Annotated in this window: 14 protein-coding genes; 4 read left to right on the top strand and 10 right to left on the bottom strand. The window is 38.4% G+C overall.

What is annotated here, in order from left to right:
- Positions 1 to 101 precede the first annotated feature (101 nt).
- Positions 102 to 551, top strand: a complete 450-nt coding sequence (locus CUB63_RS13125; RefSeq protein WP_109848226.1) for a DUF411 domain-containing protein — start codon at positions 102 to 104, stop codon at positions 549 to 551.
- Between the two features lie 175 nt (positions 552 to 726).
- Here the strand turns inward: CUB63_RS13125 and CUB63_RS13120 are convergent, their stop codons facing one another.
- Together CUB63_RS13120 and CUB63_RS13115 are read right to left on the bottom strand one after the other, a co-directional pair.
- The gene (locus CUB63_RS13120; protein ID WP_109848225.1) at positions 727 to 2,133 is read right to left on the bottom strand and encodes a YfcC family protein; all 1,407 of its coding nucleotides are present in this window, start codon (positions 2,131 to 2,133) and stop codon (positions 727 to 729) included.
- Between the two features lie 9 nt (positions 2,134 to 2,142).
- On the bottom strand, positions 2,143 to 3,276 hold the full coding sequence (locus CUB63_RS13115; RefSeq protein WP_109848224.1) for a M20 family metallopeptidase: 1,134 nt from the start codon (positions 3,274 to 3,276) through the stop codon (positions 2,143 to 2,145).
- An 871-nt stretch (positions 3,277 to 4,147) separates the two neighbouring features.
- Between CUB63_RS13115 and phnX the strand changes: the two genes are divergently transcribed.
- Together phnX and CUB63_RS17860 are read left to right on the top strand one after the other, a co-directional pair.
- On the top strand, positions 4,148 to 4,960 hold the full coding sequence (gene phnX, locus CUB63_RS13110) for a phosphonoacetaldehyde hydrolase (protein ID WP_072065223.1): 813 nt from the start codon (positions 4,148 to 4,150) through the stop codon (positions 4,958 to 4,960).
- Positions 4,961 to 5,272: 312 nt separating this feature from the next.
- The gene (locus CUB63_RS17860; protein ID WP_082147399.1) at positions 5,273 to 5,401 is read left to right on the top strand and encodes a DUF1240 domain-containing protein; all 129 of its coding nucleotides are present in this window, start codon (positions 5,273 to 5,275) and stop codon (positions 5,399 to 5,401) included.
- 73 nt (positions 5,402 to 5,474) lie between these two features.
- On the opposite strand, the gene CUB63_RS13100 is transcribed toward CUB63_RS17860, so the two are convergent.
- The 4 genes from CUB63_RS13100 to CUB63_RS13085 all read right to left on the bottom strand — a co-directional run bounded on the left by CUB63_RS13100 (position 5,475) and on the right by CUB63_RS13085 (position 10,502).
- The gene (locus tag CUB63_RS13100; protein WP_109848223.1) at positions 5,475 to 6,602 is read right to left on the bottom strand and encodes a TIGR03364 family FAD-dependent oxidoreductase; all 1,128 of its coding nucleotides are present in this window, start codon (positions 6,600 to 6,602) and stop codon (positions 5,475 to 5,477) included.
- 63 nt (positions 6,603 to 6,665) lie between these two features.
- Positions 6,666 to 7,676, bottom strand: coding sequence for a putative 2-aminoethylphosphonate ABC transporter substrate-binding protein (locus CUB63_RS13095; protein ID WP_197939064.1), 1,011 nt, complete (start codon positions 7,674 to 7,676; stop codon positions 6,666 to 6,668).
- 45 nt (positions 7,677 to 7,721) lie between these two features.
- Positions 7,722 to 9,413, bottom strand: a complete 1,692-nt coding sequence (locus CUB63_RS13090) for a putative 2-aminoethylphosphonate ABC transporter permease subunit (protein WP_006534333.1) — start codon at positions 9,411 to 9,413, stop codon at positions 7,722 to 7,724.
- 12 nt (positions 9,414 to 9,425) lie between these two features.
- On the bottom strand, positions 9,426 to 10,502 hold the full coding sequence (locus CUB63_RS13085; protein WP_109848222.1) for a putative 2-aminoethylphosphonate ABC transporter ATP-binding protein: 1,077 nt from the start codon (positions 10,500 to 10,502) through the stop codon (positions 9,426 to 9,428).
- Positions 10,503 to 11,223: 721 nt separating this feature from the next.
- Between CUB63_RS13085 and CUB63_RS13080 the strand changes: the two genes are divergently transcribed.
- A complete protein-coding gene (locus CUB63_RS13080; protein WP_006534336.1) occupies positions 11,224 to 12,018 on the top strand; it encodes an NYN domain-containing protein in 795 nt (264 codons plus the stop codon).
- A 192-nt stretch (positions 12,019 to 12,210) separates the two neighbouring features.
- Here CUB63_RS13080 and glmS read toward each other — a convergent pair whose 3' ends face one another.
- From glmS to atpD, 4 genes are all read right to left on the bottom strand, one after another.
- The gene (gene glmS / locus CUB63_RS13075; RefSeq protein WP_109848221.1) at positions 12,211 to 14,037 is read right to left on the bottom strand and encodes a glutamine--fructose-6-phosphate transaminase (isomerizing); all 1,827 of its coding nucleotides are present in this window, start codon (positions 14,035 to 14,037) and stop codon (positions 12,211 to 12,213) included.
- Between the two features lie 159 nt (positions 14,038 to 14,196).
- The gene (gene glmU, locus CUB63_RS13070; RefSeq protein ID WP_109848220.1) at positions 14,197 to 15,570 is read right to left on the bottom strand and encodes a bifunctional UDP-N-acetylglucosamine diphosphorylase/glucosamine-1-phosphate N-acetyltransferase GlmU; all 1,374 of its coding nucleotides are present in this window, start codon (positions 15,568 to 15,570) and stop codon (positions 14,197 to 14,199) included.
- A 152-nt stretch (positions 15,571 to 15,722) separates the two neighbouring features.
- Positions 15,723 to 16,139, bottom strand: a complete 417-nt coding sequence (locus CUB63_RS13065) for a F0F1 ATP synthase subunit epsilon (protein ID WP_006534340.1) — start codon at positions 16,137 to 16,139, stop codon at positions 15,723 to 15,725.
- 21 nt (positions 16,140 to 16,160) lie between these two features.
- Positions 16,161 to 17,543 (bottom strand): F0F1 ATP synthase subunit beta, encoded by a 1,383-nt coding sequence (atpD, locus tag CUB63_RS13060; protein ID WP_109848219.1) that lies wholly within the window; start codon positions 17,541 to 17,543, stop codon positions 16,161 to 16,163.
- Positions 17,544 to 17,557: the final 14 nt, after the last annotated feature.

Genomic DNA, 17,557 nt, shown 5'->3' with positions numbered 1-17,557 from the left:
TCTTTTACAAAACTCTACGTGTTTATACCTTAATTAAATTGACCTTCCCGTAGGGGGAAAGATTATTGTTTCGTCTATCAACTTAATGAAAGGAATGAACAATGAAAAAATTATTACTGCCTTCTATCATTGCAATCTCTGCTTTTACAAGTACAGCGTATGCTTCTAATCATAATGTTGTTGATGTTTATAAAACAGAAAGTTGCGGATGCTGTACTTTATGGGCTGATGGTGTGAAAGAAGCTGGCTTTAACGTCAAAGTGAATATTGTTTCAGAAACACAATTAATGAAAAAATATCAACAAGCAGGTGTACCAAATAATTTATTAAGTTGCCACTTTGCGACTTATCAAGGTAAAGATTTAGTCGGACATATTCCAGTTGATAGCTTAAAAAATATCGACTTAGTGAATAAATCTAAATCCGGTATTGCGGTAGCAGGAATGCCCGCGGGAAGTTTAGGTATGTATGCGGGGGATTACAAAGAGCCTTACCAAGTTATCGCCTTTGATAAATCAGGTAACCAATCTCTATTTAAGTCTTACAACTAGTCATTTTCTTATTTAGTTTGGTTCTGACTGTAGTGTTGTTTTAATCGTATTATTTCTCTCCGAGAGTGCTATTTTCCTCTGCCTGTATTCAGTTTACAGACAGCGTTTTATTAAGGCTTTAGCCAAACACATAAAACCACCCGTAAAATGGGTGGTTTTATAATTATCTTATAAATCAGACTGGACCATAATTAATTGCTGTTGCAATACCAATCGCAGCCATACCTATCACTACCCAAATCATTAAAATAGGAAAAACAAATTTAACCCAACGAGTCCAAGGCACTTTACCTACTGCCAATACAGCCATTAATACGCCAGATGTTGGTGTAATAATGTTAGTAAATCCATCACCTAATTTAAGGATCAAAACACCTGTTTGGCGAGTTAGATCCAAGATATCTAAGATAGGTACCATGATTGGCATCACAATAGAAGCTTGTCCAGTTCCTGATGTTACTAATAAATTGAATAATAAATTAAAGAAATAAAGTAACTGAGCTCCCCAAAAATGAGAAGTTTGCTGTAATGGAACTAATGTGGCTTGAACAATAGAATCCAGCACACGTCCTTCATCTAAAATAACAATCACGGCTCTTGCAATACCGACGACTAATGCACCATAAACTAAGGATTGAGCACCCTTCATAAAGGTTTTAATGTAGTCATTAGGCGCAATTTTAAACATCGCAGCAACGACAATACTCATCATAATAAAGATGGCAGATAAGTGCTCAATTCCCCACTTATATTCAAATGCTCCGTATAAAAACAATCCAATAAATGCAATAAAAACCACTAGACTCAATTTCTGCATTAAAGAGAAATTGCCGTCCATTGTTTGATCTTTATGGGCATCATAATCAGGATCATCAGTTGCTAGTCCATACATATAGCTTTTGGTTGGATTATTAGCGATACGTCTTGCATACCAAACAATATAAGCAATAGTGACTATAATCAGAACTGAGAATAATACAATTCTAAAAATTACACCTGAAAATAAAGGTACTTCAGCTAACGTTTGTGCTGTACCTAAAATAGTAGGATCTAAAACGCCGACAGCATTTCCTGCATAATATCCGAGGTAAACAACAGCAACCCCCGTTATGGCATCTAATTTCATCGAACGCGAAAGGGCTATTCCTATTGGAATAAAAGCAATAACTGCGTTTGCGGCCAATCCTAATGATGAAAGCATTCCAAATATAAATGCAACGGTAATAATCAGTGCTTGGTAATTACCTTTTGTTTTGACAATTAATGCATTAATCCCTGAATCAATAGCGCGTGTTCTATCATAAATAGCAATCGCACCACCAATCATAAAGATCAGAAAAATAATACTCGCTGACTGCTTTAATCCCACAGGAATGGCATAGAAAATATCCATTAATGAGGCTGGATTTTGATCAACATAACCAAAACTACCAGGTACAACACGATTTAGCCCATTAACTGTTTCACGTTCATAAGTTCCTGCGGGGATTAAATAAGTCGCAATAGCGGCTAAGATAACGATGCCAAAAATAATAATAAAAGCATCAGGCATAGCCCATTTTATTTTTTTATTCTTATCCATACATTCACCTTATTGAGACAAGCGCTTTAAAATATTGGCAAATAGCACCGTTCTTTCGGTCAATGACGGTAAATCGAGATACTCTTTATCACTATGTTGATAACCACCGATAGGGCCTAAGCCATCTACACTTGGCGTGCCAACTCCGGCGGTAAAAGAAGCATCAGAACCACCACCAGTTGAAATATCTTCAATATCAAAATCAAGCAGACGGGCTTGCTCTTTGATGATGTCAATTAATGCACCACTTTCAGGTGTTTTAACCATTGGAGGGCGATTGATACCGCCATTAAGTGTTAGCTTAATCCCTTCTAATATAGGTTTACTGCATACTTCTCTTACAAGCTTATCAATTTCAACACCTTGTTCATCGGTTGAAATACGAACGTCAATCTCAGCACGAGCATTAGGTGCAACGGTATTGACTGATGTACCACCAGAAATCAGACCAACATTAATAGAAAGCCCTTCATCGTGACGAGAAAGCGCATGTAGTGCCTGAATTTTGTATGAAAGCTCTTGAATGGCACTAATTCCAGCTTCTGGTGCAATACCAGAGTGAGATGCTTTACCTTCAATTAAAAGTTCATAAGTTCCCACACCTCGACGCGCACTAACAATCGCTCCATTGGCACGAGCGGGCTCCATCACTAAGGCATAAGATTTATTCTTGGCATACTGTTCAATCAGGCCACGAGAAGTCTTTGAGCCAATTTCTTCATCACAATTTAGAAAAATTTCAACATTCTTATAAGCATTATTGCCTGATTGTATAAGTGCATTAATAGCGTAATAAGTCAGAACATGGCTCGCTTTCATATCAATAACGCCGGGGCCATAAGCACGACTACCTTCGATACTAAATGGACGCGCTGCCACAGTTCCTTTAGGGAAGACGGTATCTAAATGTGCCGCAATGAAGATTTGCGGATCAGTGGCATCTTTATGAACTAAGCGGTAGTTATTTCCTAGTTTGTCATTTTCAAATACTTCAACAACAAAACCTAGTTTTTCATAACGTTGAATTAAAAGATCAGCGACTGCATCAACCCCTTCTTTATCATAAGAGCCACTTTCTGTGTTCACTAATTCTTTCAAAAAATCAACCATTTCACCGTATTGTGAATTAATTGTGTTTTGCATTTGATTTACCTCTTGTAATTATAATTTGTCTTTTTAGCTAGATATTTAAATCAAGATAGCCTTTATCAACTGCAATAAAATGCTTGATAAAAAGCATTAGCATTAAAATAAAATGTGGATTTATTTATCAATAACATCACATTAAACCTTACATATATTTAATATTATTGCATCCATTTTTTAAAATCATAATAACAATTAATTAAATAGAATAAGATCTGCTAGAAGTAACATGATAGGAATAGATAAAATAATCTAAATATAATGTGATCATTAAAAAATAAAAAAGAGGTTAAAGATAAAATACTTTTTACTGTTTTATCTTATTTTTAGAGAGACTTATTTTAAATAAATTTTATTTATTTTTTTATAAAACCTAAAAAACAAAAATAAAACCAAACTATTTCTTATCAAAAAAACAATAATAACAATAAAATAACCTTCAAACAGACTAAATTAAGAAAAATTGCTCTCTTATTAAAATAAAAATATTTATTATCAATTTTATTTTAAAAAAGAATAACACGATAAAACTCGGTAATAAAATTATCATACAATATAAAATATTCATGATAATAAAAGATATTTTATCTTATCTAATAAAGTTTATTGATTAATAAAAAACAATCACTCTCTTTTTATTCGTTACATTATGATCTTAATATCGTTTTTTATATTAGTTTTATTTACTTTTTTTCGTATATGACTTTGAGAACTAAGCCGCTTTCACTATCGTATTTATTGTTATGACATACCTATGTCATAAATCCCCTCTAAAATTGACATCACAATGACGCATTTTTTAAGGTTGAATGTTCTACGTTCTCCCCATTCGCCATTTTTAGTGATTTCACATAGTAGGTCTAAACATATGAATAAATCAGTTGAAGCAGTGATTTTAGATTGGGCTGGTACCGTGGTAGATTTTGGCTCTTTTGCACCCACTCAAATTTTTGTCGATGCTTTTGCTCAAGCCTTTAACTTTAAAATAAGTTTATCAGAAGCTCGTGGCCCTATGGGAATGGGTAAAATCGATCATATTCGTACTTTACTTAACCAGCCTAATATTCACACTCGCTGGATCGCGCAATTTGGTAACGAGCCAAGTGAAGAAGATGCACAGCATATCTATCACACCTTTATGCCTTTACAAATTGCACAAGTGGTACATTTTGCTAAACCGATAGAGGGAGCACTTGAGGCAATCACCACCATTAAAGCGCAAGGGATTAAAATCGGCTCTTGCTCTGGTTATCCTAAAGCCGTGATGGATGTATTAGTACCCGAAGCCGCTAAATATGGTTATCAGCCTGATTGTGTGGTTGCTAGCGATGAAATTGCCGCCGGCTCTCGCCCTGGCCCGTGGATGGCATTAAAGAATGTGATTGAACTTGGCGTGATGTCTGTAGCGCACTGCGTTAAAGTCGATGATGCGGTAACGGGTATTGCCGAAGGGCTAAATGCGGGTATGTGGACTGTCGGGTTATCTGTTTCAGGCAATGAGTTTGGTGCCACCTTTGAACAATACCAAACAATGGAACAAGCAGAAATAGAAAGCCGTAAGCGTATTGCAGAAAATAAACTCCGTACCGCAGGTGCTCATTATATTATTGATACCCTTGCCGATTTACCCGCGGTGATAGAAGATATTAATCAGCGACTCGCTAATAATCAAAAGCCGTAACTATTATCTAATACCAACGCCCAATAAAGGATTAATGGGCGTAATTAGTAGATAGATAATATAAATCAATTGACATTAAATCTAGCTTTACTTACACAGACCTCTTCTGTGATAATTTTTTCTTTTAAAGCAAATATAAGAAAATTTCTAAGTTTTCTTTCATATAAAAATAACACTCAAAATTTTTTATATTTCTATATTTTGTTTTTTATTAATTAATATTCTTTTTATATCTGACTTTTCTTAGCTTCCAAGTTCATTTTTCTCAGTGGGTAAAAATTAGTTATGGTTAAAATAGAACCTGTATAATGGATATTATTTAGCTTTTTCTTTTCAATTTATATCGGTCTCGATTTAACCTCTAAAGGCTATTATAGATGTTATAAGTCATCTACTGTTACACCAAATGAATATGTTATTTCAAAAGAGATGTGTAAATAATAAACATCTCTTTTGCGTCGATTCGTAAAATGATCGTTAGGATCAAACAATCTCTTTATATTCCCAAAAGGAGCTAATCAAAAATTTGACGGATGTTTTGCTCACCTAAACCGGGCCCGACACTCATTCCTAACCCCGTGCGCATCAATACTGCGGTGACTTTTTCACTCGGCGTTAAAATCGAAATCGGCTCTTTTCCTTTTGCCCCATAGACCCCCTGCCAACGCTCTTTTACTTGGACCGAGCAACCTAATGTGTGCTCAGCTAACTCAATCAAGAGGTTATCAACCTCTTCACTGTTAAAAGGCTGTGCATCTAAGCTATATTCGTGTGAATCACCAATAATAAGATCGCCATAAGGGGTCGGGGTAATTAATAAATGAATACCATACTGCTCAAGTAATGGTGATTGCGCTTTAATTTCTTTCGCTAAAGCCTGCGCTTCAGGTAAATCAGAAAATGCCCCATAGTGAGTGCAACTTAACCCTGTCATGAGTGCATGCTCTAATCCCATATTTTGCTCTGGGGTCACTCGCAACATCTGCAAGCGACAAACTATCGGATCAAGTTTTTTTATTTCATCAGCCAGCAATGTTTGGTAATCGTGCCCTGAGCAGACAACTATTTTCTCTGCACAAAATGTTCCATTGCTGGTGATCAATGTTCCTGTATCGATATCAATATCCCGTACTAATGTTGAAAAATAGCTATTCACATTAGCTAAACTGTCTAGATAAGCCGCCAACTGTGGAATGGCTTCTCGTGAAAACAGCACCTGATCTTCTTTGCCATGCAACGCCGCGCGATGGTGTTGTAATTGTCCACCATAAACCGTCGCTAATTGTGGTTTAGAAAGTAATTCACAATCATAGCCATAGGTTTTAGCTCGACCATCGACAAAGGCTTCAAGAACAGCTTGTTCAGACTGCGTACGCGCTAAGAGGTAAGTCCCTTTTTGACGAGCTAAAAACTTAGCTTGTTTGGCCATATTTGCCCAAATCTCACGGCTATTTTTCGCTAAATCTAGCATTTTACCCGGCGCTTGACCCAAAATTAATCCGTGGCCGAAATTACGTACAGAAGCTCCCACAGGCGTGTAACTACGCTCAAAAATAGCAACTCGTAAACCTCGCTGAGCCGCAGCATACGCATGAGATAAACCAATAATACCCGCACCAATAATAGCAATATCAAATTTCATATGACACCCTAAACAAGATAGAGCGCACCGCGCCCTATCCATTAATGAATGAAGTAAAAATAATTATTTTGCACTCTTTCCGTCATAGCGCTTACGCCATTCGTTTAAAATGGTGTCGCGTTTTTCAGCGGCCCAAATAAAATCATTTTTTATTAAACGTTGGGCATAATCGCTAGGTAATTCTGTTTGGCTTACTGGCACATTGGTATTGGCTAATACGGCAAAATTAGCACTGTAAAGTTTCATGGCTTCCTCTGTGGTGGAGAAATCAGCCAATTTTTGTGCTGCATCTAGCTTATTAGTGCCTTTGATGATGGCTGTTGCTTCAATATCCCAACCTAATCCTTCTTGCGGTAATATGATTTCCAGTGGTGCCCCTTGTCGTTTCAATTGGATCGCCGGATATTCAAAGGATATGCCTATCGGGTATTCACCCGATGCGGCCATTTTGCAGGGCTTAGAGCCAGAATGAACATATTGACCAATATTCTGATGCAACTTATCCATATATGCCCATCCATCTTGTTCACCAAATAATTGTAACCAAGCACTGACATCTAAAAATCCAGTTCCCGATGATGCCGGATTTGGCATCACGATTTTGCCCTTGTACTCTGGCTTAGTAAGATCTTGCCAAGAAGCAGGTTTAGATAACCCTAATTTTTTTGCTTCTATGGTGTTGTAGCAAATGGTTGCCGCCCATACATCCATACCAACCCAAGTTGGTGGATTATTGCTATCACGAAATTTCACATCAATATTATCTAATTGCGCCGGAGCATAAGGCTCAAGCATATTTTGCGCTTTTAATATCGCTAAACTTGATGCGGCTAATCCCCACACAATATCAGCTTGAGGACGATCTTTTTCTGCTAATAATTTAGCGGTAATAATACCAGTTGAATCTCTTACCCATTTTATTTTTATATCAGGATATTTAGCCTCAAATGCTTGTTTATAAGCTTGTAATTGTTCACTTTCTATTGCGGTGTATACCGTAATTTCAGTCGCCGCAAAGACCGTCCCCGCAGAGAATAATAAGCTGGTGGCAAGTATCAGTTTTTTTAACATCATGCGATTTTCCTAGTATTGCTATGTGAGAGTATTGGATCTTTAAATTTATGGCTTAGCTTCACGCTGATGCCATGCTTGTGTACGCCGAATAACACCTTTGGAAGCAATAGATAACAATATCGATACCCCTGCCGAGGTGGTTAAAATCAATGTCGACATAGCCGCCGCACCACCAATATTGCCTGCATCATCCATATTCAATACCGCAACCGCGGCTAAAATAGTGTCTGGACTATAAAGGAAGATCGCTGCGGAAACGGTTGTCATAGCAGAAACAAATAGATAACGATAAATATCTAATAATGCAGGTAAGCAAAGAGGAATGGTGATCCGCCAAAAGTGACGATATAAAGGTGCTTTTAATGATAATGAAGCCGCCTCAAATTCTTTATCTAACTGGCGCAGTGCAGTATTTGCCGTCATATAGGCGGTAGTGAAAAAGTGTGCAATGGAGCACAACACTAATAACGTCATACTGCCGTATAAAAAGTTAAGTGGATTATTTGGCAAATTAAAGAAAAATACATACCCTAATCCCAACACTAACCCGGGAACGGCCATCGGTACAAAACTTAGCATACGTAGCAAATTGTTAAGCCAAGAGTGGGAAGCGGTTTTTTCTATTAAGTAAGCCCCCATAAAGATCAGCAAACTGCCGATAGTCGCGGTGAAAAATGCCAAAATAATACTGTTGGTATAAGCTAACCAACCACCGGGTAATCCTTCAAAGTTATAGTGACGTAACGAAAACGATAAGTTATAAGGCCAGAACTGAATAAACGAGGAGTAAACCGCCGTACCAAATACCAGTAAAAATAGTGCACAGATCAGCATCACAAATATTAGATAAAGCGTGTCACGCTGAAAATTAGCTTTTGGTAAATAGAGTTGAGCGCGCGAACTCATTGCATCACGTTGGCGTTTACGTAACCAAACATCGACACTGAAGGTCAACAATGCAGGCAATAATAACAACATACCAATTAAGGCACCGCGACCAAATTGTTGCTGACCAAGTACTGCTTTATAGGCTTCTAACGCCAGTACTTGATAATCTCCTCCGACTACAACCGGAATACCAAAGTCAGTAATAGTTAACGTAAATACCAAACACAGTGCTGCGAAGATCCCGTGTCTGCTCGATGACCAAGTGACACTACGAAAAGTGCGCCAAGAAGAAGCGCCCAAGCTAGATGCAGCATCAAATAAACGAGCATCAGACATAGATAACGCGGAGAGTAAGATCATAAGTGCATGGGGAAAAGTGTAGATCACCTCGCCAAACACTAACCCCCAATAACCATAAATACTATCTGGAAGTAAGCTACGTAATAGCCCTTGATTACCAAATAGATAGACCAATGCAATGCCTGGTAGCATAGAGGGAGCAAGTAAGGGTAATAGTGATATTCCACGCCACCATGATTTGAAGGGGATCAAGGTGCGATGTAAAGCATAAGCAAACAGGTAAGCCAGTGGCACCGTAATAACAGCAACACTTAGCGAAACGCTAATACTATTACCAACTAACCACAGAAAATGAGCACTAGTGAACAAGTTTATAGCAGCCTGAAAACCACCGCCTTGTGATATATCAGGACTAAAACCACGCCAGAAAATGGCTAATAAAGGCAATAAAACGCCAAGTGTAAGTAAGCAAATAATAAATAGCTTACCACCAGCAACAAAAAAACTATCTAAACGATTAATAGATTTGGTAGGTACTATCACTGACATTATCTAGCCACCTTACGCAAATATGTGTAGTTCGTTAGCTGGTAAGGTCACTTTTACTTTACCGTTTTGAATACGATGTAGCTCAGCAGCAGATACCTCTGCTTGTAATAAATGCCCCGGCAAATGGTCTAATTCAAACTTCATAATGCAACGACTCCCCAAAAACACCACATTTTGTACATTGGCGTCGTATTGATTATGTTTGTTTTGTATCGGATTAATTTCAATTGATTCAGGTCGACAAAAGAGACGCCCTTGGTTATGAGCTATCGCAGCATGTTTTAATTGGACTTCTCGTGAGCCAATCATCGCCTCACCATGCTGATTTCTATTGAAAGGTAACCAGTTGCCTTTTCCTACAAACTCCGCAACAAATGGCGTTTGTGGATGGTTGTAAATCTCTTCACTACTGCCATACTGTTCAACCTTACCGTTATTCATAACGGCTATCCTATCGGCCATCAGCATGGCTTCATCTTGATTATGAGTGACCATTAATGTAGTAATATTTAAGCTTTGCTGTAAATTACGTAGTTCAACACACAAATGTTCTCGCACTTGTGCATCTAATGCCGACATCGGCTCATCCAGTAAGAGTAAAGAAGGGGCTGGTGCCAAAGCACGAGCGAGCGCCACACGCTGTTGTTGACCGCCAGATAATTCTCCTGGGTATTTTTTCTTTCGGTCTTGTAAACCAACGAGCTCAAGCATTTCATTAACGCGATTTTTAATCACATTACGAGGCTGACCAGCTAAACCATAAGCAATATTCTGCTGTACCGTCAGGTTAGGAAATAATGCATATGACTGAAATAAGATCCCATAATCACGGGCTTGTGGTGGAAGGTGTGAGATGTTGTTATCGTAATTAAAGATATTACCGTGATCTTGCGTTTCTAATCCGGCAATACAGCGTAATAATGTGGTTTTGCCACATCCAGAAGGCCCTAATAGGCAAACTAACTCGCCTTGTTGAATATCTAAAGAAACACCATCTAGAGCAATAAACTGATTAAATCTTTTTTGAATATTTTCTACACGAATATGTGGCATTGAGCCATTTTGTGAGTTTGTAGTGAACTGTAACATATCGCTTACCACGCCAAATTATGATGATTGACTAGAGATTAAGCGACAATGATGAAAGTTTTATGAAAATTTAAATTTGATTTATAAATTTTTAAGTGGCTAACAACGAGTAGATCTATCACAAAGATCAAATCTAGGTTTTAGACTTAAATCTTTACATTAAAACAATAACATAATTAAACTTATTTGAATTTTCATCGATAGGTTTATAGTTAATGATATATTTATCTAATATAAAATCTATTTTCTTCACTTTATTAAAAGTGTATAGGTAGTAATAAACAAGTTTCAATTTAGTATATTATCTATCATCAGGAAATATTTATTCCTATAATATATTTTAATAATTACGTTATAGGAAAACATAGCAAAGTTTAGAATATTTTTGTTGTCGTAACGTAGATTTTAATATTTTTTCAAATATATTATGATTATGAATAATGCACAAATAGTAGTTATTTAAAAATGATTGATCACTACATGACCATACAATGAAACATAGATGGCTATAGACAAAAAACGTTAAATTTAAAGCGTTAAAACATTAGTATAAGATGAAAGAAAGTATTATTAAGAGCTTGCTGCTTTATTCACTTTTTGTTGACATCACAGATAAAATAACTAAGATTGATCATATAGCACCCGCGGCAACGCTTGGTTCATTTGTTAACAACCTTGCCCCACCCGCGGGTTTTTTATATCTGGGCTAATAAATAATTTTATGAACATAAAAGTTGCTGTACTAGTAGACGCCTCTTTCTTTCTAAAACGCCTAAATTTTTTCAAACGCCATTACTTCCCTTCTGAACCTGAATTAACACCTAAACAAATTGTGCAAGTTTTAAATAGTTGCATTAGGCGACATATCAACGACGGTAATAAAAGCACTTATCAGCATCTATATCGTGTATTTTACTACGATTCACCACCATTAGACATAAAAGTTCATTACCCTCTAGTTAATCAGGGAGAAACAAAACATAGGGTTTTAGATTTCTCTAAACAACCAGAAACAATTCATCGTAACGAGATTTTAGCAGAAGTTAAAAAACAGAGAAAATTTGCTCTCCGCCTAGGTACCATCAAACATGACAAGCAATGGAAACTATCTGATCGAGCTCTCAACGATGTTTTAAAAGGTAATCGTAAATTTGAAGAACTAACAAATAATGACTTCTATTACAGTATACGTCAAAAGGGAGTGGATATTAAACTTGGCGTTGATATTACCAGTATTGCACAGAAAAAACTCGTAGATAAAATTGTTCTTTTTGCTGGAGATAGTGACTTTGTACCAGCGGCAAAGTTAGCACGAACTAATGGTATAGACTTTGTCTTGGATGCTCTACGAAATAATATTGCTCCTAGTCTGCATGAGCATATAGATGGCTTAGTGTCTTACGATTTAGTTGCCATATTGAAAGATATCTTAGGTAAGCCACCAACGACAACTCCAGCATGGTGGTCTAATGGTACTAGCCCCAAAAAAGCTAAAAATCAAAATCGTAAAAAATAGGTTTTTCTCTGATTTCTAGAGTTGAACGATGAATACGTTCTCATTGCTCTGTTCAACAACTACCAGATTCTTTTCCACAGACATTTTGGAGTATGTTAGATTTAAAAATGGTAGCGTAACAATGTTATCGCCACCATTTTATTATGAGACTTTAATGACTCTTCTACATTAGCAATTGACTATCAAATAATATTACTCAACAGTCACTGATTTAGCTAAGTTACGAGGCTGGTCTACGTCGGTACCTTTAATTAAGGCAACATGATAAGACAACAACTGTAATGGTACGGTATAGAAAATCGGTGCGATCAGTTCTTCAACATGCGGTAAAGAAATTAACTTCATCGTTTCGTTTTCTTCAAAGCCTGCGTCTTGATCAGCAAACACATACAGTAAACCACCACGAGCGCGTACTTCTTCGATATTAGATTTTAATTTCTCTAATAATTCGTTATTTGGCGCAATAATGATAACCGGCATATCCGCATCAATTAATGCTAATGGACCATGTTTTAACTCACCTGCAGCATAAGCTTCTGCATGAATATAAGAGATCTCTTTTAGCTTCAATGCACCTTCTACCGCAATTGGGTATTGGTCGCCACGACCTAAGAATAAAGCATGGCTTTTTTCTGAGAAATCTTCAGCTAACGCTTCAATCAACTTATCTTTCGATAACATGCTTTCAATACGGCTTGGTAATGCGTGTAATGCCGTTGAAACATCGTGCTCTAGTGTTGCAACACCTTTAATTCGTCCCATATATGCCACCAGCATTAATAGAACAGTTAACTGTGTTGTAAATGCTTTGGTTGATGCAACGCCAATTTCAGCGCCAGCTTTAGTCATTAAAACAAATTCAGACTCACGAACCAAAGAAGAGCCAGCCACATTACAAATAGCTAAAGAAGATAAATAACCTAACTCTTTAGATAAACGCAGAGCCGCTAATGTATCCGCTGTTTCACCCGATTGGGATAATGTGATTAATAAGCTATTACGGCGAGTTGCCGGTTTACGGTAGCGATATTCTGATGCAATTTCGACATCACAAGGAATACCCGCTAAAGACTCAAACCAGTAGCGAGAAACCATTCCCGCATTATAAGACGTTCCACAAGCTACTATTTGAATATGTTCAACTTTAGATAAGATCTCTTCAGCTTTAGGGCCTAATTCACTGAGATCAATCGAATCTGATTTTAAACGACCTTCAAGGGTGTTTTTAATCGCCAGAGGCTGTTCGTAGATCTCTTTTTGCATGTAGTGACGATAAACGCCTTTATCACCCGCATCATATTGAACGTTAGATTCAATCGTATCACGATTAACTTCATTGCCATTCACATCGAAAATATGAACATGACGGCGTGTGATTTCAACAATATCCCCTTCTTCAAGGTAGATAAAGCGACGAGTCACTGGTAATAATGCCAATTGGTCAGAAGCAAGGAAGTTTTCACCCACACCAAGACCAACCACCAGCGGACTACCAGAGCGAGCTGCGATTAATAACTCTGGAGTACGGCTATCCATAATTACAGTACCGTAAGCACCACGTAATTGAGGAATAACGCGTTGTACAACTTCACGTAACGTACCGCCTTGGCGCTGTTCCCAGTTTACCAAGTGAGCAATCACTTCGGTATCTGTTTGAGATGCAAACTGATACCCTTTTTTAATTAATTCTGCTTTCAGTTCTTGGTAGTTTTCGATAATGCCATTATGTACAACCGCAATTGTACCCGATACATGAGGATGCGCATTATCTTCACAAGGTTCACCATGTGTTGCCCAACGTGTATGAGCAATACCTGTACCACCAATCACTTGTGTTTTTTCTGCCTCTTCAGCCAGCATTTGTACTTTGCCAGCTTCACGTAGACGTGTCATTTTACAGTCATTATCCACAACCGCTAAACCCGCAGAATCATAACCGCGGTATTCTAAACGACGTAAGCCTTCAATTAAGATTTCAGCGATATCGCGTTGTGCAACTGCACCTACTATTCCACACATTGTGTTATTCCTAAAACTGTGCGTTTATTCGCACTTGGATGTCTTATACCTGATTGGTTTATTCCCCAAGCCATTGTAGAAAGTGGGGATATTTTTTGTTTTTAGAATAATAGCGTACAAGAAAAGGGCGCTAATTAAATATACGCCCTTCTCTTAAAATTATTGTTTTTTCTTCACTGGACGTTTCCATCCAGTGATATGAGTTTGCTTAACTCGGCTGATCACTAATTCGTTTTCATTCACGTTTTTAGTGAGTGTTGTTCCTGCACCAATGGTTGCACCATTAGCAACAGTAACGGGTGCCACTAATTGGGTATCTGAACCAATAAAGACGTCATCACCAATAATGGTTTTAAATTTATTCGCGCCATCGTAGTTACAAGTAATAGTACCTGCGCCGATATTAACGTTAGCTCCCACTTCTGTATCGCCTAAGTAAGTCAGATGACCTGCTTTAGAGCCAACACCTAAGCTGGCTTTTTTCATCTCAACAAAGTTACCAACGTGAGCTTTATCCGCTAATTCACTACCTGGGCGAAGACGTGCAAATGGGCCAACCGTACACGCTTGTGCTAAATTTGCATCCTCGATCACCGTATATGGACTAATAATAGAATTATCACCAATTACACAGTTTTTTAGAACACAACCTGTACCAATTTCAACGTTATTTCCCAATGTCACATTACCTTCAATGATAACGTTGGTATCAATCACCACATCTTTACCATGAGTTAATGTGCCACGTAAATCAAAGCGAGCAGGATCAAGCAACATAACACCTTCTAATAATAAGCGCTCTGCTTGTTCTGTTTGGTAAATACGCTCTAATGCAGCCAGTTGTAGACGGTTATTGACACCTTCCATTTCACTATGGCGACGAGGATGAGCCGTTTCAATTTTACGACCTTCTTTATGCGCTAACGCGATAATGTCAGTAATGTAATACTCTTTTTGTGCATTATTATTATCGAGTTTACCTAACCAACGTTTTAAATCACCACCATTGGCGACTAAAATACCGGTATTGATTTCAGTAATTTTGAGTTGTTCTTCAGAAGCATCTTTTTGTTCGATAATGCCTGTCACTTCGCCATTTTCACGAACAATACGACCATAGCCAGTTGGGTTATCTAAAATAACCGTTAATAAACCAATACCGCCTTCTGGTTTGATGTCAATTAAACGCTCTAACGTTTCTTTGGTAATAAGTGGAACATCACCATAAAGCATCAGGATATCTTCATCATCAGCAAAGAAAGGCGCGGCTTGTTGCATTGCGTGACCTGTTCCTAGTTGCTCTGCTTGTAGTACCCAATTAACAGGTTGTGAGCCTAATTTTTCTTTCATTAGTTCACCACCATGCCCATAGACAAGGTGTGTTTGTTGAGCACCTAATGACTTTGCAGTATCAATCACATGTTGAACCATGGATTTACCCGCAAGTTTATGAAGAACTTTAGGTAACTGTGAATACATGCGAGTGCCTTTTCCCGCAGCAAGAATAACAACGCTTTTAGCTGAATTAGACATAATTAACCCGATAACTCCCGTAAAGAATGGCAAGTAAACCTGTTTATGCCAAATAATACTACATATTTCGTCACACAAAATATTTCATGACGCAAAAAAGCCAGTTAGCGAAGAACCAACTGGCTTTTTTATTCATAGACTGCCTATTTACATCAACGTCGAGTCAGTTCGATTACACGTAGTTTTGCAATCGCCTTGGCTAATTCTGCTGATGCTTGAGCATAATCAACATCACCATGAGAGGATTGAATGTGTTCTTCAGCTTTACGTTTAGATTCCAACGCTTTCGCTTCATCCAAATCACGACCACGGATAGCTGTATCTGCCAGTACAATGACGCCAGTCGGCTGAACTTCGAGAATACCACCTGAAAGGTAGATAACCTCTTCTTCGCCCGATGTTTTTACGACACGTACCATGCCCGGTTTTATGGCAGTTAATAACGGGGTATGCTGCGGATAAATACCGAGCTCACCTTCGCTACCAGTTACCTGAATTCGTTTGACTTCGCCGTCATATAACTGCTTTTCAGCGCTGACAACTTTCAGGTGGAACGATGTATCGGCCATATCAACCTCCCGTCAGCCGTATTAAAGCTTCTTAGCTTTTTCTACTGCTTCTTCGATAGTACCAACCATGTAGAACGCCTGCTCTGGCAGGTGGTCATAATCACCGTTCAGAATACCTTTAAAGCCACGGATAGTGTTTTTCAGGGAAACGAACTTACCTGGTGAACCGGTAAATACTTCAGCAACGAAGAATGGCTGAGATAGGAAGCGCTGGATCTTACGCGCACGCGCAACAACCAGTTTATCTTCTTCTGACAGTTCATCCATACCTAAGATAGCGATGATGTCTTTCAGTTCCTGATAACGTTGCAGGATAGACTGAACACCACGAGCGACATCATAGTGCTCTTGGCCAACTACCAGTGGGTCTAACTGACGACTGGTTGAATCCAGTGGGTCAACCGCAGGGTAGATACCTAATGAAGCAATTTGACGGCTCAGTACAACTGTCGCATCTAAGTGAGCAAACGTTGTTGCTGGTGATGGGTCAGTTAAGTCATCCGCAGGTACGTATACAGCCTGTACAGAGGTGATTGAACCTGTTTTGGTTGAAGTGATACGTTCTTGCAGAACACCCATCTCTTCAGCCAATGTTGGCTGGTAACCTACCGCTGATGGCATACGACCTAACAGTGCTGATACTTCTGTACCGGCTAAGGTGTAACGATAAATGTTATCGACGAATAACAGTACGTCACGGCCTTCATCACGGAATTTTTCAGCCATAGTCAGACCAGTCAGTGCTACACGCAGACGGTTTCCTGGTGGCTCATTCATCTGACCATAAACTAACGATACTTTGTCAAGAACGTTAGAATCTGTCATTTCATGATAGAAGTCGTTACCCTCACGAGTACGCTCACCAACACCAGCAAATACAGAGTAACCTGAGTGCTCGATCGCGATATTACGGATCAATTCCATCATGTTAACTGTTTTACCCACACCCGCACCACCGAACAGACCTACTTTACCACCTTTAGCAAACGGACAGATTAAGTCCATTACTTTGATACCGGTTTCAAGCAGTTCTTGTGAGTTTGATAACTCTTCGTAGGTTGGTGCTTCACGGTGAATAGACCAACGTTCTTCAGTTGCAATATCACCTTTCATATCAATAGGTGTACCCAGAACGTTCATGATACGTCCCAGTGTTGCTTTACCTACTGGTACTTCAATTGGGTGGCCTAAATCTTCAACTTTTAAGCCACGGCTTAAACCGTCTGATGTACCCATTGCGATACAACGAACGATACCACCGCCTAACTGTTGCTGAACTTCCAGCACCAGTTTTTCTTTACCATTCATAACCTCAAGAGCGTCGTATACTTTAGGGACGCTATCCTGAGGGAATTCGGCGTCCACTACGGCGCCGATTACCTGGACAATCTTTCCAGTAGCCATCTTGAATCCTCTAC

This window comes from Proteus penneri, from assembly GCF_003144535.1.
Classification (GTDB): domain Bacteria; phylum Pseudomonadota; class Gammaproteobacteria; order Enterobacterales; family Enterobacteriaceae; genus Proteus; species Proteus penneri.
The sequence above is the reverse complement of the archived record's forward strand: the minus strand, read 5'-3'. Positions and strand labels throughout refer to the sequence as shown.